This is a genomic window from Micromonospora sp. CPCC 205546, assembly GCF_036902715.1.
Lineage (GTDB): Bacteria > Actinomycetota > Actinomycetes > Mycobacteriales > Micromonosporaceae > Micromonospora.
This window is the reverse complement of sequence record NZ_JBAKHL010000026.1, coordinates 14,141-29,549: the sequence shown is the minus strand read 5'-3', so window position 1 is coordinate 29,549 and position 15,409 is coordinate 14,141. Positions and strand designations below refer to the sequence as shown.

Here is a 15,409-nt window from a genome sequence, read left to right as displayed (position 1 = left end):
GCACTTGATCCGCCCGTGAGGGTCCTGTCAGGGAGACGACTGGAATGACATCGACGGCAACGAGGCCGCGGGGCGCGCGGGCGCGCGCCGCCATCGCGGCGAAGACGTTGCGTACCGACCGCTGGTGGCTCGCCCCGCTGATCACCGTGATCGGGCTCAGCGCGTGGGTGGCTTACGCGACGGTCCGGGTCTTCATGCACGACTTCTACTGGGTCGAGGACTACCACTACCTGACCCCGTTCTACTCCCCCTGCGTGACCGACCGGTGCCTGCCGGAGGCGGCGCACTTCGGCCGGTTCCTGCCCGGCTGGTGGATCATCCCGGACGCGGCGCTGACGCTGCCGTTCCTGCTGCTGTTCCGGCTCACCTGCTACTACTACCGCAAGGCGTACTACCGGTCGTTCTGGCTGTCGCCGCCCGCCTGCGCCGTGCCGGACGGGCACAAGTCCTACAGCGGTGAGACCCGCTTCCCGCTGCTCGGGCAGAACCTGCACCGCTACTTCTTCTACGCCGCCGCGATCATCTCGCTGATCAACACCTGGGACGCGGTCCTGGCCTTCCGCTCCCCCGAGGGCTTCGGGTTCGGGCTGGGCAACCTCATCCTGCTCGGCAACGTGGTCATGCTGTGGGCGTACACGATCTCCTGCCACTCGTGCCGGCACATCATCGGCGGGCGGCTCAAGCACTTCTCCAAGCATCCGGTGCGCTACCGGGCCTGGACCTTCATCTCGGTCCTGAACGTCCGGCACATGCAGCTCGCCTGGATCACCCTCGGCACGCTGGCCCTGACGGACTTCTACGTCATGGCGCTCGCGGCCGGCTGGTTCAACGACCTGCGGTTCATCAACTAGAGGGCCCCTGACATGACCAATCTTCAGACGAGCGCTACCACGCGGATCGAACGACACCACTACGACGTCGTCGTGATCGGGGCCGGCGGCGCCGGCCTGCGCGCGGCGATCGAGGCCCGCCTCGCCGGCAAGAAGACCGCCATCATCTCCAAGTCGCTGTTCGGCAAGGCGCACACGGTGATGGCCGAGGGCGGCGCCGCCGCCGCGATGGGGAACGTGAACAGCCGGGACAACTGGCAGGTGCACTTCCGCGACACGATGCGCGGCGGCAAGTTCCTCAACAACTTCCGGATGGCCGAGCTGCACGCGAAGGAGTCGCCGCAGCGCATCTGGGAGCTGGAGACGTACGGTGCGCTCTTCGACCGCACCAAGGACGGCAAGATCTCGCAGCGCAACTTCGGCGGCCACGAGTACCCCCGCCTGGCGCACGTCGGCGACCGGACCGGCCTGGAGCTGATCCGCACCCTCCAGCAGAAGATCGTGTCGCTGCAGCAGGAGGACAAGCGCGACCACGGCTCGTACGACGCCCGCATCAAGGTCTTCTCCGAGACCACGATCACCGAGCTGCTGCTCGACGGCGACCGGGTCGCCGGTGCGTTCGGCTACTACCGGGAGTCCGGGGAGTTCGTCCTGTTCGAGGCGCCGGCGGTGGTGCTGGCGACCGGCGGCGTCGGCCGCTCCTACAAGGTCACCTCGAACTCGTGGGAGTACACGGGCGACGGGCACGCCCTGGCCCTGCGGGCCGGCGCGACGCTGATCAACATGGAGTTCCTCCAGTTCCACCCGACCGGCATGGTCTGGCCGCCCTCGGTGAAGGGCATCCTGGTCACCGAGTCGGTGCGCGGCGACGGCGGCGTGCTCAAGAACTCCGACGGCAAGCGGTTCATGTTCGACTACGTCCCCGACGTCTTCCGCAAGCAGTACGCGGAGACCGAGGAGGAGGCGGACCGCTGGTACACCGACCCGGACAACAACCGGCGCCCGCCGGAGCTGCTGCCGCGTGACGAGGTGGCCCGGGCCATCAACAGCGAGGTGAAGGCCGGCCGGGGCACGCCTGCGGGCGGCGTCTACCTGGACATCGCCTCCCGCAAGCCGGCGGAGGAGATCCGTCGCCGCCTGCCGTCGATGTACCACCAGTTCAAGGAGCTGGCCGACGTCGACATCACGAAGGAGCCGATGGAGGTCGGGCCCACCTGTCACTACGTGATGGGCGGGGTCGAGGTCGACCCGGACAGCGGGGCCGCCTTCGGCCACGTGCGGGGCCTCTTCGCCGCGGGCGAGGTGTCCGGCGGCATGCACGGCTCCAACCGGCTCGGTGGCAACTCCCTGTCCGACCTGCTGGTGTTCGGCAAGCGCGCGGGCGGCCACGCCGCCACGTACGCCGGCAGCCTCCCCGCCCGCCCGAAGGTGGGCGTCGCCGCCGTGGAGGCCGCGGTGGAGGCGGCCCTCGCGCCGTTGCAGCGGGACACCGGCGAGAGCCCGTACGTCCTGCAGCAGGACCTCCAGGCGGTGATGGGGGACCTGGTGGGAATCATCCGCCGGGAGAGCGAGCTGGTCGACGCGCTGGGCAGGCTGGCGGAGCTGCGCGAGCGGGTGGCGAAGGTCAGCGCGAGCGGCGGCCGGCGCTACAACCCGGGCTGGCACCTGGCGCTGGACCTGCGCAACATGCTGGTCGTCTCGGAGTGCACCGCGAAGGCGGCGCTGGAGCGGCGGGAGTCGCGCGGCGGCCACACCCGGGAGGACCACCCGGCGATGGATCCGGCGTGGCGCCGGGTCAACCTGGTCTGTGCCCTCGACGGCGACACGGTGCGCCTGGAGCGCAAGCCGCTGCCGAGGATGCGCCCGGAGCTGATCGGCCTCTTCGACCGCGCGGAGCTGGCCAAGTACCTCACGGACGAGGAACTCGCCGAGTTCGACGCCCAGGTCGCCGACGTCGAGACCGAGAAGGAGCGCTGACGAGATGGGTAACCAGAACGCCCCGGGGCCGGGCAAGCCGGGGGCCAAGCGCCAGTTCCGCATCTGGCGTGGCGACGAGAACGGCGGCGACCTGCAGGACTACATGGTCGAGGTGAACGAGGGTGAGGTCGTCCTCGACGTCATCCACCGGCTCCAGGCGACCGACGCCCCCGACCTGGCCTGCCGGTGGAACTGCAAGGCCGGCAAGTGCGGCTCCTGCTCCATGGAGATCAACGGCAAGCCGCGGCTGAGCTGCATGACCCGGATGTCCACCTTCACGGAGGACGAGACGGTCACGGTCACCCCGCTGCGCACCTTCCCGGTGATCCGGGACCTGGTCACCGACGTCTCGTTCAACTACGAGAAGGCCCGGGAGACGCCGGCGTTCGCGCCGCCGGCGGACCTGGCGCCCGGCGAGTACCGGATGCAGCAGGTCGACGTGGAACGCTCGCAGGAGTTCCGCAAGTGCATCGAGTGCTTCCTGTGCCAGAACGTCTGCCACGTCATCCGCGACCACGAGGAGAACAAGCAGGCGTTCTCCGGGCCGCGGTACTTCATCCGGGCGGCCGAGCTGGACATGCACCCGCTGGACGCGAAGACCGACCGCAAGGAGTACGCGCAGGCCGAGCAGGGCCTGGGTTTCTGCAACATCACGAAGTGCTGCACCGAGGTCTGCCCCGAGCACATCAAGATCACGGACAACGGGATCATCCCCATGAAGGAGCGGGTCGTCGACCGCAGGTACGATCCCCTTGTGTGGCTCGGTAGCAAGATCTTCCGGAGGGGTCAGGTGCCTCAGACCAGCGTGACCAGCGAACACGTCAGCGGTGCGGTGCGCGGCAGCGCGGCGCACGGGGGCGTGCACTCGCACGCGGGCGGCTCCCACGACCCGCGGGCCGAAGTGCAGGCGCAGCGCGGCGTCAACTGGGACCGTGAGGTGCCGAGGCCGACCGCGCCGGCCGTCGACGACCACGGCAAGCTGCCGCTGACGGAACTCACCTTCGACCGGGCCGCGGCGCCGTCGCCGTTCGGTGACGACGTGACCTTCCCGCTGCCCCCGGAGCACCTGAACTTCGCCCACCCGGAGCAGGACAAGCACTGAGTGTGCCTGGCGATGACGGGGGCCGCGGCTGATGCCGCCGGCCCCCGTCCCCTTTCCCCTGGGTGTCCGCTTCGGCTCAGGTCGACGACAGGATGGGTCGGAGAGCGGCGACGATGGGTGCGTCGGCGGGGAGCCAGGTGACGGTGTCCAGCTCGTCGGCGGCGAGCCAGCGCAGCGCCGAGTGCTCCAGGGCCTGCGGCTGGTCGCCGTGCAGCAGGCGGGCCGCGTACACCTTGAGCACCGAGCGGCCGTGGGCCATCCGGACGTTGCGGCCCACCCGGTCGCCGATCTCCACGCGTACGGCCAGTTCCTCGGCGCACTCCCGGGCGAGCGCGGCGGTCTCGCTCTCGCCGGGCTCCACCTTGCCGCCCGGAAACTCCCACATGCCCGCCACCTCGGGCGGGGCCGAACGGGCGCAGGCGAGCACCCGACCGTCCCTGATGATCGCCGCTCCGACGATCACCCTGAGGTCCCGTCGTTCGGCCTGCCCGCCGCCGTTAGCCCGTTCGGTCTGCACGGGCGTCCAGCGTGCCAGATCAATAGGCGGTTTGGGTACCGTGGTCGACCGTCAGGCCAGGAGAACCCGGAAGTGTGGGCGTGGACACACCCAACGTGCGAGGACAGACTAGAAGGCACCGACAAGACACGGGACGGCGACGATTTGGCCACAAGCCGGCAACGGCGCCTGGGAGGTGCGGTGATGCGTGCGCTGTTCAGCAGTCGATCCAAGCACGACTATCTCAGCGATGCTCTCACCCTCCTCACCGGCTGGGTCCGGGAGGGTGAGCAGATCCGACGCACCCTCGCCATCGACGACACGCAGCACGCGGCCCTCACCGAGCGGGTGAAGGTGGTCGCCGACTCGCTGCACCTGCGTCCGGAGATCAGCCGTCGGGCCGACCAGACCCAGATCCGCGTGGGGCACGGCAACACGCCGCTGACCGAGGGCGAGGTCCTGCTGGCCGCCCGCATCGAGGACGCCTACCGCGCGGTCACCCAGTCCTGAGCCGCCTCCCCCGGTGGCCGTCGAGTGCCCCTTGCCGGCCACTGGCGCTCCCTCATGTCCCGTGGGCGTCGCCGGCCGGGCCCTCCGCCGCCCCGTCGCTGGGCGCCCTCGGTCTGGATCCCCCGGTGGCGCGGCGCCCGTCGGGGCCGGCCGTCACAGGACCCCGGGTCGGCTGAGAAGAACCTGAAGAAGCTGGTGTTTCCCTGAAAGGTGCGTGGGTATCAATCCGGCGCGGAAGCAGACAACAACCCCGCAACGCGGCGGGGTTCATGCGTGCAGCGCCGGCACCGTTGCTGCCGGTGGGCGAGCACAGCCGCCGCTACTACCCGCGTCCCGAGGTGGCGTACGTGCCGATCCGCGACGCGCCACCGATCCGGCGGGGCCTCGTCTGGCGGGAGAGCAACGGCACGGCACGGGTCCACGAGTTCGTCCGGGCCGCGACCGACGCCGACGCGGCCTGACGGGCGCCCGTCCGGACTGGCATGATCGGCCTCGATGAGGCACGGCGAGTTCCGTCATCCCCGGCTGGTCCCGGTCTACGACGCCGAGTGCCCCTGGTCGCGTGACGACGACTGGTTCCTCGCGGTCGTCGCCGGGACGCCCGCCGTGCGGGTCGTCGACCTGGGCTGCGGCACGGGCCGGCTCACCGTCGCCCTGGCCGCGGCCGGCCACACCGTCACCGGCGTCGACCCGGCCGGCGCGTCGCTGGCCGCCGCCCGCACCAGGCCGGGCGCCGAGCGGGTGACGTGGGTCGAGGGCACCTCGGCGGTGCTGGCGGACGAATCGTTCGACGTGGCGGTGCTGACCAGCCACGTCGCACAGTTCTTCGTCGATGACGACGACTGGGCGCGTACGCTCGCCGACCTCGCCCGGGCGCTGGTGCCCGGCGGCCGCCTGGTGTTCGACTCGCGCGACCCGGCGGACCGGCGGTGGGAACGCTGGAACCCGGTCGACTCGCGGCGACGGATCACGCTGCCGGACGGCGAGGTGGTCCGGGCGTGGACGCGGGTGCGCGCGGTTGCCGGCGGCCGGGTCGACTTCACGCACCACTACCTCTTCCCCGACGGCGACGAACTGCTCAGCTCGGCGACCCTGCGCTTCCGCACGGAACAGGAGTTGCGCGACTCGCTACGGGCGGCCGGGTTCGTTGTGGAACGGATGCTCGGCGGCTGGGGCGGCGAGCCGGTGGGCCGGGGCGACGGCGAGTTCCTCGTCCTCGCCCGCCGGCAGTGATCTTCGGCTGGCACGCCCGGCCTACCGTGGGAGGCATGGCGAACGCGACGTACGACCGCAAGGAGCAGTTCCAGCAGATCCAGAGCGGGCTGCTCCACGGAGAACAGATCATCGCCGTCTACGACGCCGTCGGCACCGGCACCGGCTTCATCGGCCTGACCGACCGGCGCGTCATCATCCAGGACCGCTCCTTCGTGGGCAAGCGGTACGCCATCACCAGCATCCCGTACTCGAAGATCACCAGCGTCAGCGTGGTCAGCAACAAGTCGTGGGGCGGCTCGTTCTTCTCCACCGGGGCCATCGCGATCCACGTCGGCACGCACACCTACGAGGTGGAGTTCCGGGGCGCCGACAAGAGCCACCACGTGCACAACGTGATCCTGCACCACATCAGCTGAGGTCGAACCACCTCGCTGACGGGTAAAGCGGTTGCCCGGCGCGGGGCGGGGCCGGTTGGGTGGGGTCAGGCCGAGTGAAGGGAGACGACGATGTCCGACGCATCGAGGTCCACCCGGGCAGGAACCCCCGACCAACCGGAATCGAGGCTTCGTGTACACCCGCACTTCCGCACCACCCGCGCCAGAGGGCGCTGACCACGTCACCCGGGGAGGCCGCTGATGTCGGTCTTCGACGATCCCGGCCTCTTCGGCAGGCTGTGGGCCGACACCTATGACGGTCCCGGCAACCCGGACCCGGCTCCGGCCGTCGACTTCCTCGCCGGCCTGGCCGACGGCGGCCCGGTCCTGGAGCTCGCCATCGGCACCGGCCGGGTCGCGCTGCCGCTCGCCGAGCGGGGCGTCATGGTCGAGGGCGTCGAGGCGTCACCGGAGATGGTGGCGAAGCTGCGCGCCAAGCCCGGTGGCGACATCCCGGTCGTCATCGGGGACATGGCCGACGTGCCGGTCACCGGCCCGTACCGGCTGGCTTACCTGGTGTTCAACACCCTGTTCAACCTGGTCGAGGCCGAGCGGCAGGCTGACTGCTTCCGCAACGTCGCCCGGGTGCTCGCGCCGGGCGGCGCGTTCGTCATCGAGACGTTCGTGCCGGACCCGGCCGACTTCGACCGGGACGAGCAGGTCCAGATGCGGGCGGTGGCCGAGGACTCGGCCACCATCCGCGTGCACCAGTACGACCGGGCGGCGCAGACGTTCGTCCGGCAGACCATCACGTTCGACCGGGACGGCGTCCACCTGCGTCCCTTCGCGATGCGCTACCTCTGGCCCGAGCAGGTCGACGAGCTGGCGGAGCGGGCCGGCCTCCGGCTCGCCGGGCGGTACGCCGACTGGCAGCGGTCATCCTTCGGGGCGGACAGCGCCTCGCACGTCTCGGTGTACCGCAAGGAGTAGGCACACCGGGGCAGCACCCGCGCGGGGAGGGAGCGACCGATCCGACCGCTCCCTCCCCGGTCGGTGTCGGGTCAGCTGCCGGGCGGCAGGGTCGCCGCGCGTTCCAGCAGGGCGCGCCGGGCGGCGCCGGAGTGTGCCTCGGCGGCCCGCCGGAACAGCTCGGCGGCCCGCTCGCGGTCGCCCTGCCGGGCGGTCAGCTCGGCCTCGGCGGCGACGGCGAGCGGGTAGCCGTCCAGCGCCCCGCCGGCCCGGGCGCCGGCCAGCAGCGCCAGCCCCGCCGCCGGCCCGTACGCGAATCCGTGCGCGACGGCACGGTTCAGCTCCACCACCGGCGACGGCTGCCGCCGGGCGAGCCGGTCGTACGCCTCGGCGATCGCCGCCCAGTCGGTGGCCTCGGCGGACGCGGCGGTGGCATGGCACGCGGCGATCCGGGCCTGGAGGGCGTACGGGCCGTCGTCCGCACCGACCCGGGCGAGGACGGCGACCCCCTCGGCGATCGCGTCGTGGTCCCAGCGGGCGCGGTCCTGCCGGTCGAGGGTGAGCAGGTTGCCGTCGCCGTCGCGTCGGGCGGCCCGCCGTGAGTGCTGGAGGAGGAAGAGCGCCAGCAGTGCGGCCACTTCGGACTGGGCCGGCATCAGTCGGTCGAGCAACCGGGCCAGGCGGATCGCCTCGTCGGCGAAGGCGGGCTCGCCGTCGGCGTCGTAGCCCCGGGTGAAGAGCAGGTAGAGCACGGCGAGTACGCCCGGGAGCCGCTCGGCGAGCGCCGGGCCGGTCGGCACCCGGTACGGGATGCCGGCGGCGGCGATCCTCGCCTTGGCCCGGGTGAGCCGCCGGGTCATGGTCGACTCGGTGGCCAGGAAGGCCCGCGCGATGTCGGCGGTCGGGACCCCGCAGACCGTACGCAACGTCAGCGCGATCCGCGCCTCGGGCGCCAGGGCCGGGTGGCAGCAGGTGAAGACGAGCCGCAGCCGGTCGTCCACGATCTCCCCCTCCCCCGCCGCTGCCGGTTCCGCTGCGTTCGGCGTGAGCACGGCCAGCTCACGCAGCTTGCGCCGTTCGACCGAGGCCCGCCGGAGCACGTCGACCGCGCGGTTGCGGGCCGCCGTCATCAGCCAGCCGCCCGGGTTGGCGGGCACGCCCTCCGTCGGCCACCGGGTCAGCGCGAGCGCCGACGCCTCCTGGGCGCAGTCCTCGGCCAGGGTCCAGTCGCCGGTCACCCGGATCAGCGTCGCGACGATCCGGGCGTACGACCCGGTGCTCGCGGCGGCCACCGCAGCGGCCACCGCGAGCGGGTCGGCGGGGTCGTCAGCCATCCAGACTGACGACCGGACGCAGTTCGAGTCGCCCCTGGCGGGCCATCGGGTGGGCGCGCGCCACCTCGATCGCCTCGTCCAGGTCGGCGCACTCCAGCAGGTCGAAGCCCACGATGACCTCCCTGGTCTCGGCGAACGGACCGTCGGTGACCAGCAACTCCCCGTTGCGGACGCGGACCGTGGTGGCCGCCGTCGTCTCCGCGAGCGCGTCGCCCGTCAGCCGCCGACCCCGGGCGTCGTTCTCCGCGACCCACGCCTCGACGTCCGGCCAGTCGGCCCGGTCGGTGTCCGGCTCGCTGTCGGTGCAGACGAACATCAGGTACTTCATGCCGCTCCTCGGTGTCGGTTCTTCACCAGCATGACGAACGGGCGGACCGGTTCCGGACAGCGTGCGACCGGCGATCTCAGAATCTCGCGGGACCGCGCCGACGACCGGATGCTCCCCGCCGCCGTCAGGCGGGTCGTGATCCGAGAGCGCGGACGGCGTCGGCCAGGGTGGCCGCGCGGGCGAGGAGCGGCCCGCCCTCCTGCCCGGTCAGCCGGACGGCACAGCCGGCCTGGCTGAACGTGATGGTGACGGACCGCCCGGCGTGGTGCGCGGCGAGCCGCGTGAGCAACGGCACCGGGTCGGCGACCTCGACCGCCGTAGGCCGCTGCGGAACGGGGATCGGGGTGGCGGGGTCGGCCGGCACGGCGGCGAGCACCGTGTTGTCCAGGTACGTCAGGCAGTGGGCGACCGCCGCCTCCACCGAGTCACGCACCGGCGGGTCGAGTCGGTCAGCCGGAGTGCCGAGCGGAAGCAGCTCCACGCCCCAGGTGAGGCCCCGGGGCGACAGCGGATCGTCGGGTTCAGGTCGATGCCGGCACACGACCACGGCGAGGCTGAGATCGAGCCCGACGGCGAGGCGTACCAGGTCGGCCAGCGGGGGCACGTCGGGTGCCGTCGCGGCGACGATCAGCCGCGCACCGGGCCGCCCGGCGGCCAGCCCGGCGAGGAACACGGCGGTCGGGTCGGTGACCGGTCGATCCAGGACGACGAGGCCCTCGCGTACCAGGTGGGGCAGCGGGGTGCCGCCGTCGGCGTCGGTGAGGTCGCACGGGCGTACGCCGAAGGAGGCGGCCCGGTCGGTGAGCCGGTGGCGGCGGGGAAGCCGGTGGACCGACTCGCAGCCCGGCAGGGGCGCGACGGGCGGTGCCTCGCCGGGCCGCCACAGCTCGTGCCGGGCCTGCGAGCGCAGGTCGGTGACGGTCACCGTCAGGGCCGAGTGCAGCCGGCGGCTGCCGCGGCAGCGGGCGCAGACGAAGACCGAGGGCGCGAATCCGGCGCCGCAGCAGTGCGCGCAGGCCGGGTCGGCCGGTCCGCCGCCCAGGGTGCAGTCGCAGCGGCTCAGCCGGCTGCCCGGGGCGCAGTCGGCACAGGTCGTGTGCCCGATGGGCGGGCCCTGCCAGGACGGCTGCGGCGGCTCCCCCGCTCGCAGCAGCACGGTCCTGCGGTGCCGCACGACCTGCCCGGTGTCCCGCTCGTGCAGGACGATGGTGCTGCCCCCGGGCACCAGCCGCGTGTGCCACCAGCGGCCGTCGCGCCAGATGGCCTGCGCGGCCGGTGCGCGTCGCAGGTCGGTCGCCATCCGACGCCCGACCCGGTCCAGGTCCACCACGGGCGCCGGCCGCGCGCCCGGTGTCCGCACGATGGCGTACGCGGGTGCGGTCAGTCCACGTTCGCCGAGCCCGGTCAGCGCGTCGGTGACGGTGGTGCAGGCGACCGCGGCGCGCAGGTCCGACGCCCATCCGGGAGACTCCGCCGGCACCTCCCCGCCCGGCACCTCGAAGCGGACGTGCCAGGTCGGGTCGCCCCACGGCTGCCGGCGTGCCTCGATCACGAGGTCGAGGCAGAGCAGGTCGGCCAGGCCGCAGAGCCGGCTCAACGCCTGTGCCGGCCGGACCACGGGCGGGGTCACGCTACGGCCGAGCAGCACCCGCCACGGTCGGTGCTGGTGGCGGGCGATGGCTTCCGCCTCCAGCACGTACCGCCGCTCGGCCGGCAGGTCGGGCCGCCACCGGCGGTTCAGCGGCACCGTCAGCTCGCCCGCCTCCCACGGTCGACGCCGGTCGATCAGACCGGCCGCGCCGACGGCGGCGGTCAGCTGCCGGACCAGCGGCGTCAGTGCCAGGCACCACCCGCCGGCAGTGGCCCGGGTGGGCGGCACGCTGCCCGGGACGACGCTGCGCGACGCCACCTGGCCGGTGTCCAGGTTCGCCACGGTGAGCACCAGCTGTGCCCGCCGCCGCCCCCGCTGACCGCAGTCGACGCACCCCTGCGCCACCGTGCCGGACCCGCCGCAGAGCCGGCAGTCGCGGTACGCCTCCCGGGCGTCGTCGCCCCACTCCACCAGCAGCCGGTTGCCGCCGTCGCCGCAGCGGCACGGCTCCAGGTTGAAGGTGAGCCCGGCGCAGGTGGTACAGGTGATCACGGGCGGCCCGGTCACCGGGTCGGCCGCCGCGTGCACGGGCCGTCGTGGTCGGCGCGCAGCAGGCAGCGCCGCCCTCCGGGCAACCGGAGATCGCAGAAGACCCGATGGCGTACGCCCTGGTTGTCCTCGGTCGAGACGGTGGTCTCGCCGGGGTCGGCCTGGGCCAGCAGGCCCGACCAGCGGGCCACGACCCGGGCGAGCCGTACGGCACCGGCCAGGTCGCCGGCGAGCACCGGCAGGTGGACGACGAAGCGCTGCCGGGGGCCCGTCACCACCGCTGCCCCGCGTTGGTCCGCCGGGCCTGCTCGGACTGCCAGCGACGCAGGGCGTCCTTGATCCGGGTGGTCTCGTGCCGGCTGCTGCCGAGGGCGTCGTAGACGGCCGCCAGGTCGCCGGCCACCCGGTCGAGGAACTCGTGCACCTCCTCCGGGTCCAGCCCACGCCGGCCGAACCGGGTGGGCCGGAACCGCCGCTCCCGCACCTGCCAGGGGCGCAACGGCGAGTACGACGCGGACCGGTAGTGGCCCGGCTTGACGGGTTGTCTCGGCCGCTCGTCGCCCTGCCTCGACCGCTCGCGCCGACCGATCAGCCGGAAGATCCGCACGACTGCCTCACCTCTCTCGTGGTCCCGGTTGTCCTTGGAAGGGGCGGGCCACCCGCCCGCCGCGCACGGGCGGCCCACCCCGCCCTGCCGCCGCAGCCCACCGGCAGTACGACACCAGGGCAGCTCACAACGGCAGCGCTGAGCAGCACGGTTTCCACCCGAACACCGACCGTGACTGCCACCATACTGGTGAAGGACATGTGGCCACAAGCCCCTATGCCCATCAGGCCAGGGCCGTAGTTGCGCATGGGGTGACAAGGCTAAGAGCATGAGCATCGATCTGCGGTCGCACACCCCGGTCTACGTGCAACTCGCCGACCTGCTCCGCCGCCGCATCGAGTCAGGGGAACTGCCGCCCGGATCCGAACTGGAGAGCGAGGCAAGGCTCAGCCAGGAGTACGGGATCGGCCGAGACGCCGTCCGCAGGGCCATCGCCGTGCTGCGATCTGAAGGGCTGGTCAGCACCACCCGAGGTCACGCAACTCGGGTGCGGGAGAGGCCGGAGCGCCGGAGCATCGAGCTACCGCCAGGTGGCTCCGCGGTCACCCGCATGCCGAGCGACGGCGAGCGCCGAACCTTGCAGCTTGAAGAGGGCGTACCCGTGCTCGAGATCCGCACGGCGAAGGGCGAGGTGGAGGTTCTACCGGGTGATGAGGTCGAGTTGACTCGGCCGAGTTCGGACTGACCCCTTCCCTGCATACCAGTCTGCGCCTCCACGATCACCCGTCCCGCTACTCCCTCAGGCGGGCGCGCGCCGCCGCGACGGTCCCGGGCTCGATGTCGGCCCTGGCGAGGTACGGCGTCGCGCCGCCGTAGCGGTCGTCCAGGTGCGCCAGCGTGTGCAGCATCGCCTCGGGCGAGCAGCCCTCGGTGCGCGCGTAGTCCGCGGCGACGACATCGGCGGCGACGCCCGCCACCGTCAGCAGGAGCGCCACGAGCACTCCCGTGCGGTCCCGGCCTCCGTGGCAGTGCACGACGACGCCGCCCGGCGGGGCCTCGGCCACCGCCCGGAAGGCCGTGCCGATGCGCGACCGGTTGTGGTCGAGCATCGGGGCATAGGTGTCGGGCGGCGGCTCATAGCCCAGGACGTCGTTGAGCATCGGGACGTGGCGATAGATCGGTTCGCCCGCGAGCGGGCTGGGACGCCGCTCGCACTCCCACGACCAGCGCAGGTCGACGATGCGGCTGACCGGGCCACACCGCACGGACTCGACCGCCGCAGGTGTCAGGAGATGGTGGCCGTCCGACCGCAGCAGGGCGCCGGCTCGGATGCGGCCGCCGTCCACGGTGGGCAGACCGCCGAGGTCGCGGGCGTTCCGACAGCCCGACCAGTCGAGATCCATCCGGCCCACTTCCCTGTCTTCGCCCGACGGCACGGTGGCTCCTACTGCTGGTCGAGCAGGAAGGGCACGTCCGGGCAGCTCAGGCACACGAAGATGCGCAGCGCGCCGTGCCGGCCGACGACCACCCCGGTCGGCTCGTCCCGGTCGTCATCCGGCTCGCCGTCCGCCCGCGTCGGCTGCCACCGCCCGGGGCCCCGCTCGGAGGAGTCGACGACGAGGGCCAGCGTGGTGGGACCGGCGCAGCGGGGGCACGGGGTCGGGTGCGGGTCCGTCAGGCTCCAGTTGGCGTAGCCGCCGACCTTCCAGCCGGGTGCCATGAAGGTGTCGACGTAGTCCTCGTCGTCGTACCCGCCCTCCTCGTCCCTCTCGTCGGCCAGCGTCCGCAGACCCTCCGGCAACTCCTCCGGGTGCGGGTACTCGACGATCTGCTCCGGGTGCAGCCGGCACGGCCGGGGCACGTAACCGTCGGTCCCGACCTCGCCGCGCACCGGCTCCGCGAGGAGGTCGGTCAGCTCCGACTCCCGCCGCCAGCGCAGCTCCACCGTCGGCCCCCACGGGCCCTCGGAGTGCTCGAACGGACACCACAGCACCTGCAACAGGTCCGCCCCGCCGGGACGGGGCAGGTCGGGGACGTCCCGGGCGCGCAACTGCGCCAGCGCCACCATCGGGTTCGGCGCGGGATGCGGTCGCGGCACGTACCGGTGGCCGACGACCGGGCCGCCGTCGCGCGAGCCCCAGCCGGTGAAGCCCGGGCCGACCAGACGGGCGATCTCCTGGTGCAGCTCGAACTCGCCCTCGGCCAGGACGTGCGACTGCCTGCGCCCGCGCTCCGCCGTCCGCATCCGGGTCACCAGCTCGGCCGGGATCGGCACCTCCTCGTGCACCATGTACGGCGCGTCGCAGGTCGGCCAGGGCTCGTCGGCCGGCCAGAGCAGTGGCCCGCCCACGTGGCTCCCGGCGGCCGTGACCGCCCCCGGGCGCGGGTGCAGCCGGGTCGCCGTGCGGCCGAGCTTCTCCAGGCCGGGGTAGCGGGCCAGCGCGTCGGGCGGGAGGGGCGGGGTGATCATGGCGCGATCGTAGGCGGTCGCCCGCCGTCCGCCCAGGCCCTACGGCGTCAGCGAACCGTCGCGGTGCCGCCTGCCCAGCCGCCAGCCCGCCACCGCCCAGCACGTTCCCCAGAGCAGGAAGAACGGCGACCACAGCAACAGGTCCCACCACGCCAGGTCGCGGGCCAGGGCGGCGTGCGCGGCCGGTGGCGGCCGGACGCCGGTCAGCAGCAGCGCGTCGCCGACGAGGCCGTGCCCCAGCGCCCCGACCGACCGGGCGACCATGAGGACGCCGAGCGTCCAGGTGACCGCCAGCAGCAGCCGACGCGCCAGCGCCGACCGCCAGGGGTGCAGGGTGGCCAGCGCGACCACGACGCCGACCAGCGCGGCGGCGGCCAGCACCCAGTGGCTCGCCACGAAGAGCGGATCGCGGGCGAGCAGCCGCTCGCGCAGCTCCGGAGGGAGCGGGTCCTTGTCGGCCAACGCGTTGGCCCCCAGCGCCTGCGCGAGCTTCATCGCCCCGTAGGCCGACGCGCACGCCGCCGCGCCGTACGCGCCCACCCGCGCCCGGTCAGTCCGCGACACGTCTCGTCGCCACCGCGTAGGACCGGATCATCGCCACGAGCAGCCCGATCACGACGAGCCCGAGGACCCCGTGGTACCACTGCCAGCCCACGCCGAGGCCCACGAACACGTCCACCACCATGATCGCCGCGCCGGCCCCGACGGCCAGCAGCATGCCCGCCAGCGCCAGCAGCATCAGCGGCCTCGGCAGCCGACGCCCCGGCGCCGTGACCGTGGCGAGGGCGAGGCAGGCGCCCGCCACCCCCGACGCGGCCGCCGACCACTGCGCCGTGGCCACCCCCATCACGTCGCGGGCGTACCGTTCGTGCTCGGCCGCCGGGACGACCGGGCCGCCCGGGAAACCGAGCCGGGAGTCGAGCGCGAAGGAGGCCTTGCCGACGGCGTACGCGAGGAAGAGCACCGCCACCGCGTAGGCCGGCCATCGCCGCGCACCAGGAGAAGCGTCCATGGCCTCGACGCTAGGCCCGGCGGACCGCGCGCCGACTCCCGAGCGCGAGGGGACCACCTCCCCCATGGGAGGGAGCGCGGGTGCGTCAGGCCAGGCACAGCCGGG

General features: G+C 73.1%; 19 protein-coding genes. 9 read left to right on the top strand and 10 right to left on the bottom strand.

Annotated elements, in window-relative coordinates; translation table 11 throughout:
* Window positions 1–44: 44 nt before the first annotated feature.
* Genes V6U77_RS14825 through V6U77_RS14815 form a run of 3 tightly spaced genes read left to right on the top strand, consistent with a single transcriptional unit; the run spans window position 45 to window position 3,909 of the window.
* Window positions 45–851 (top strand): hypothetical protein, encoded by an 807-nt coding sequence (locus V6U77_RS14825; protein ID WP_334606894.1) that lies wholly within the window; start codon window positions 45–47, stop codon window positions 849–851.
* Between the two features lie 12 nt (window positions 852–863).
* Window positions 864–2,807, top strand: a complete 1,944-nt coding sequence (locus V6U77_RS14820; protein ID WP_334606893.1) for a fumarate reductase/succinate dehydrogenase flavoprotein subunit — start codon at window positions 864–866, stop codon at window positions 2,805–2,807.
* Between the two features lie 4 nt (window positions 2,808–2,811).
* Window positions 2,812–3,909, top strand: coding sequence for a succinate dehydrogenase/fumarate reductase iron-sulfur subunit (locus tag V6U77_RS14815; protein WP_334606892.1), 1,098 nt, complete (start codon window positions 2,812–2,814; stop codon window positions 3,907–3,909).
* A 76-nt stretch (window positions 3,910–3,985) separates the two neighbouring features.
* Here the strand turns inward: V6U77_RS14815 and V6U77_RS14810 are convergent, their stop codons facing one another.
* Entirely contained in the window at window positions 3,986–4,426 is a 441-nt protein-coding gene (locus V6U77_RS14810; RefSeq protein ID WP_334606891.1) for a (deoxy)nucleoside triphosphate pyrophosphohydrolase, read from the bottom strand.
* A 183-nt stretch (window positions 4,427–4,609) separates the two neighbouring features.
* Between V6U77_RS14810 and V6U77_RS14805 the strand changes: the two genes are divergently transcribed.
* The 5 genes from V6U77_RS14805 to V6U77_RS14785 all read left to right on the top strand — a co-directional run bounded on the left by V6U77_RS14805 (window position 4,610) and on the right by V6U77_RS14785 (window position 7,494).
* The gene (locus V6U77_RS14805) at window positions 4,610–4,915 is read left to right on the top strand and encodes a 4a-hydroxytetrahydrobiopterin dehydratase (RefSeq protein WP_334606889.1); all 306 of its coding nucleotides are present in this window, start codon (window positions 4,610–4,612) and stop codon (window positions 4,913–4,915) included.
* A gap of 299 nt (window positions 4,916–5,214) precedes the next feature.
* On the top strand, window positions 5,215–5,376 hold the full coding sequence (locus V6U77_RS14800; protein ID WP_334606888.1) for a hypothetical protein: 162 nt from the start codon (window positions 5,215–5,217) through the stop codon (window positions 5,374–5,376).
* Between the two features lie 34 nt (window positions 5,377–5,410).
* Window positions 5,411–6,148, top strand: a complete 738-nt coding sequence (locus V6U77_RS14795; RefSeq protein ID WP_334606887.1) for a class I SAM-dependent methyltransferase — start codon at window positions 5,411–5,413, stop codon at window positions 6,146–6,148.
* Window positions 6,149–6,183: 35 nt separating this feature from the next.
* Window positions 6,184–6,546 (top strand): PH domain-containing protein, encoded by a 363-nt coding sequence (locus tag V6U77_RS14790; RefSeq protein WP_088998502.1) that lies wholly within the window; start codon window positions 6,184–6,186, stop codon window positions 6,544–6,546.
* Window positions 6,547–6,765: 219 nt separating this feature from the next.
* Window positions 6,766–7,494 (top strand): class I SAM-dependent methyltransferase, encoded by a 729-nt coding sequence (locus V6U77_RS14785; protein WP_334606886.1) that lies wholly within the window; start codon window positions 6,766–6,768, stop codon window positions 7,492–7,494.
* Window positions 7,495–7,565: 71 nt separating this feature from the next.
* Here the strand turns inward: V6U77_RS14785 and V6U77_RS14780 are convergent, their stop codons facing one another.
* From V6U77_RS14780 to V6U77_RS14760, 5 genes are all read right to left on the bottom strand, one after another.
* Window positions 7,566–8,807 (bottom strand): RNA polymerase sigma factor, encoded by a 1,242-nt coding sequence (locus V6U77_RS14780; RefSeq protein ID WP_334606885.1) that lies wholly within the window; start codon window positions 8,805–8,807, stop codon window positions 7,566–7,568.
* A complete protein-coding gene (locus V6U77_RS14775; protein WP_442934432.1) occupies window positions 8,800–9,135 on the bottom strand; it encodes a YciI family protein in 336 nt (111 codons plus the stop codon). The genes V6U77_RS14780 and V6U77_RS14775 overlap by 8 nt, the downstream gene beginning before the upstream one ends.
* A 124-nt stretch (window positions 9,136–9,259) precedes the next feature.
* Window positions 9,260–11,278, bottom strand: coding sequence for a hypothetical protein (locus V6U77_RS14770; RefSeq protein WP_334606884.1), 2,019 nt, complete (start codon window positions 11,276–11,278; stop codon window positions 9,260–9,262).
* Window positions 11,279–11,289: 11 nt separating this feature from the next.
* Window positions 11,290–11,550, bottom strand: a complete 261-nt coding sequence (locus V6U77_RS14765) for a hypothetical protein (protein WP_334606883.1) — start codon at window positions 11,548–11,550, stop codon at window positions 11,290–11,292.
* Window positions 11,547–11,864: a DivIVA domain-containing protein gene (locus V6U77_RS14760; protein WP_442934434.1), complete on the bottom strand. Its 318-nt coding sequence runs from the start codon at window positions 11,862–11,864 to the stop codon at window positions 11,547–11,549. Before V6U77_RS14760 ends, V6U77_RS14765 begins: the two co-directional genes overlap by 4 nt.
* A 286-nt stretch (window positions 11,865–12,150) precedes the next feature.
* On the opposite strand from V6U77_RS14760, the gene V6U77_RS14755 reads away from it, so the two are divergent.
* Window positions 12,151–12,567, top strand: a complete 417-nt coding sequence (locus tag V6U77_RS14755; RefSeq protein ID WP_334606882.1) for a GntR family transcriptional regulator — start codon at window positions 12,151–12,153, stop codon at window positions 12,565–12,567.
* A gap of 46 nt (window positions 12,568–12,613) precedes the next feature.
* On the opposite strand, the gene V6U77_RS14750 is transcribed toward V6U77_RS14755, so the two are convergent.
* Genes V6U77_RS14750 through V6U77_RS14735 form a run of 4 tightly spaced genes read right to left on the bottom strand, consistent with a single transcriptional unit; the run spans window position 12,614 to window position 15,304 of the window.
* On the bottom strand, window positions 12,614–13,225 hold the full coding sequence (locus tag V6U77_RS14750; RefSeq protein WP_334606881.1) for a tyrosine-protein phosphatase: 612 nt from the start codon (window positions 13,223–13,225) through the stop codon (window positions 12,614–12,616).
* A gap of 41 nt (window positions 13,226–13,266) precedes the next feature.
* A complete protein-coding gene (locus V6U77_RS14745) occupies window positions 13,267–14,292 on the bottom strand; it encodes a hypothetical protein (RefSeq protein WP_334606880.1) in 1,026 nt (341 codons plus the stop codon).
* Between the two features lie 39 nt (window positions 14,293–14,331).
* Window positions 14,332–14,856: a DUF3995 domain-containing protein gene (locus V6U77_RS14740; RefSeq protein WP_334606879.1), complete on the bottom strand. Its 525-nt coding sequence runs from the start codon at window positions 14,854–14,856 to the stop codon at window positions 14,332–14,334.
* A complete protein-coding gene (locus V6U77_RS14735; protein ID WP_334606878.1) occupies window positions 14,843–15,304 on the bottom strand; it encodes a hypothetical protein in 462 nt (153 codons plus the stop codon). The genes V6U77_RS14740 and V6U77_RS14735 overlap by 14 nt, the downstream gene beginning before the upstream one ends.
* Window positions 15,305–15,409 lie beyond the last annotated feature (105 nt).

What these genes read in the sequence shown, in the direction of transcription:
- V6U77_RS14815 (WP_334606892.1), top strand. Translation starts at nt 2,812, where the DNA reads ATGGGTAACCAGAACGCCCCGGGGCCGGGCAAGCCGGGGGCCAAGCGC.
- V6U77_RS14750 (WP_334606881.1), bottom strand. Translation starts at nt 13,225, where the DNA reads ATGGATCTCGACTGGTCGGGCTGTCGGAACGCCCGCGACCTCGGCGGT.
- V6U77_RS14785 (WP_334606886.1), top strand. Translation starts at nt 6,766, where the DNA reads ATGTCGGTCTTCGACGATCCCGGCCTCTTCGGCAGGCTGTGGGCCGAC.
- V6U77_RS14795 (WP_334606887.1), top strand. Translation starts at nt 5,411, where the DNA reads ATGAGGCACGGCGAGTTCCGTCATCCCCGGCTGGTCCCGGTCTACGAC.
- V6U77_RS14755 (WP_334606882.1), top strand. Translation starts at nt 12,151, where the DNA reads ATGAGCATCGATCTGCGGTCGCACACCCCGGTCTACGTGCAACTCGCC.
- V6U77_RS14790 (WP_088998502.1), top strand. Translation starts at nt 6,184, where the DNA reads ATGGCGAACGCGACGTACGACCGCAAGGAGCAGTTCCAGCAGATCCAG.
- V6U77_RS14825 (WP_334606894.1), top strand. Translation starts at nt 45, where the DNA reads ATGACATCGACGGCAACGAGGCCGCGGGGCGCGCGGGCGCGCGCCGCC.
- V6U77_RS14820 (WP_334606893.1), top strand. Translation starts at nt 864, where the DNA reads ATGACCAATCTTCAGACGAGCGCTACCACGCGGATCGAACGACACCAC.
- V6U77_RS14735 (WP_334606878.1), bottom strand. Translation starts at nt 15,304, where the DNA reads ATGGACGCTTCTCCTGGTGCGCGGCGATGGCCGGCCTACGCGGTGGCG.
- V6U77_RS14775 (WP_442934432.1), bottom strand. Translation starts at nt 9,135, where the DNA reads ATGAAGTACCTGATGTTCGTCTGCACCGACAGCGAGCCGGACACCGAC.
- V6U77_RS14745 (WP_334606880.1), bottom strand. Translation starts at nt 14,292, where the DNA reads ATGATCACCCCGCCCCTCCCGCCCGACGCGCTGGCCCGCTACCCCGGC.
- V6U77_RS14805 (WP_334606889.1), top strand. Translation starts at nt 4,610, where the DNA reads ATGCGTGCGCTGTTCAGCAGTCGATCCAAGCACGACTATCTCAGCGAT.
- V6U77_RS14780 (WP_334606885.1), bottom strand. Translation starts at nt 8,807, where the DNA reads ATGGCTGACGACCCCGCCGACCCGCTCGCGGTGGCCGCTGCGGTGGCC.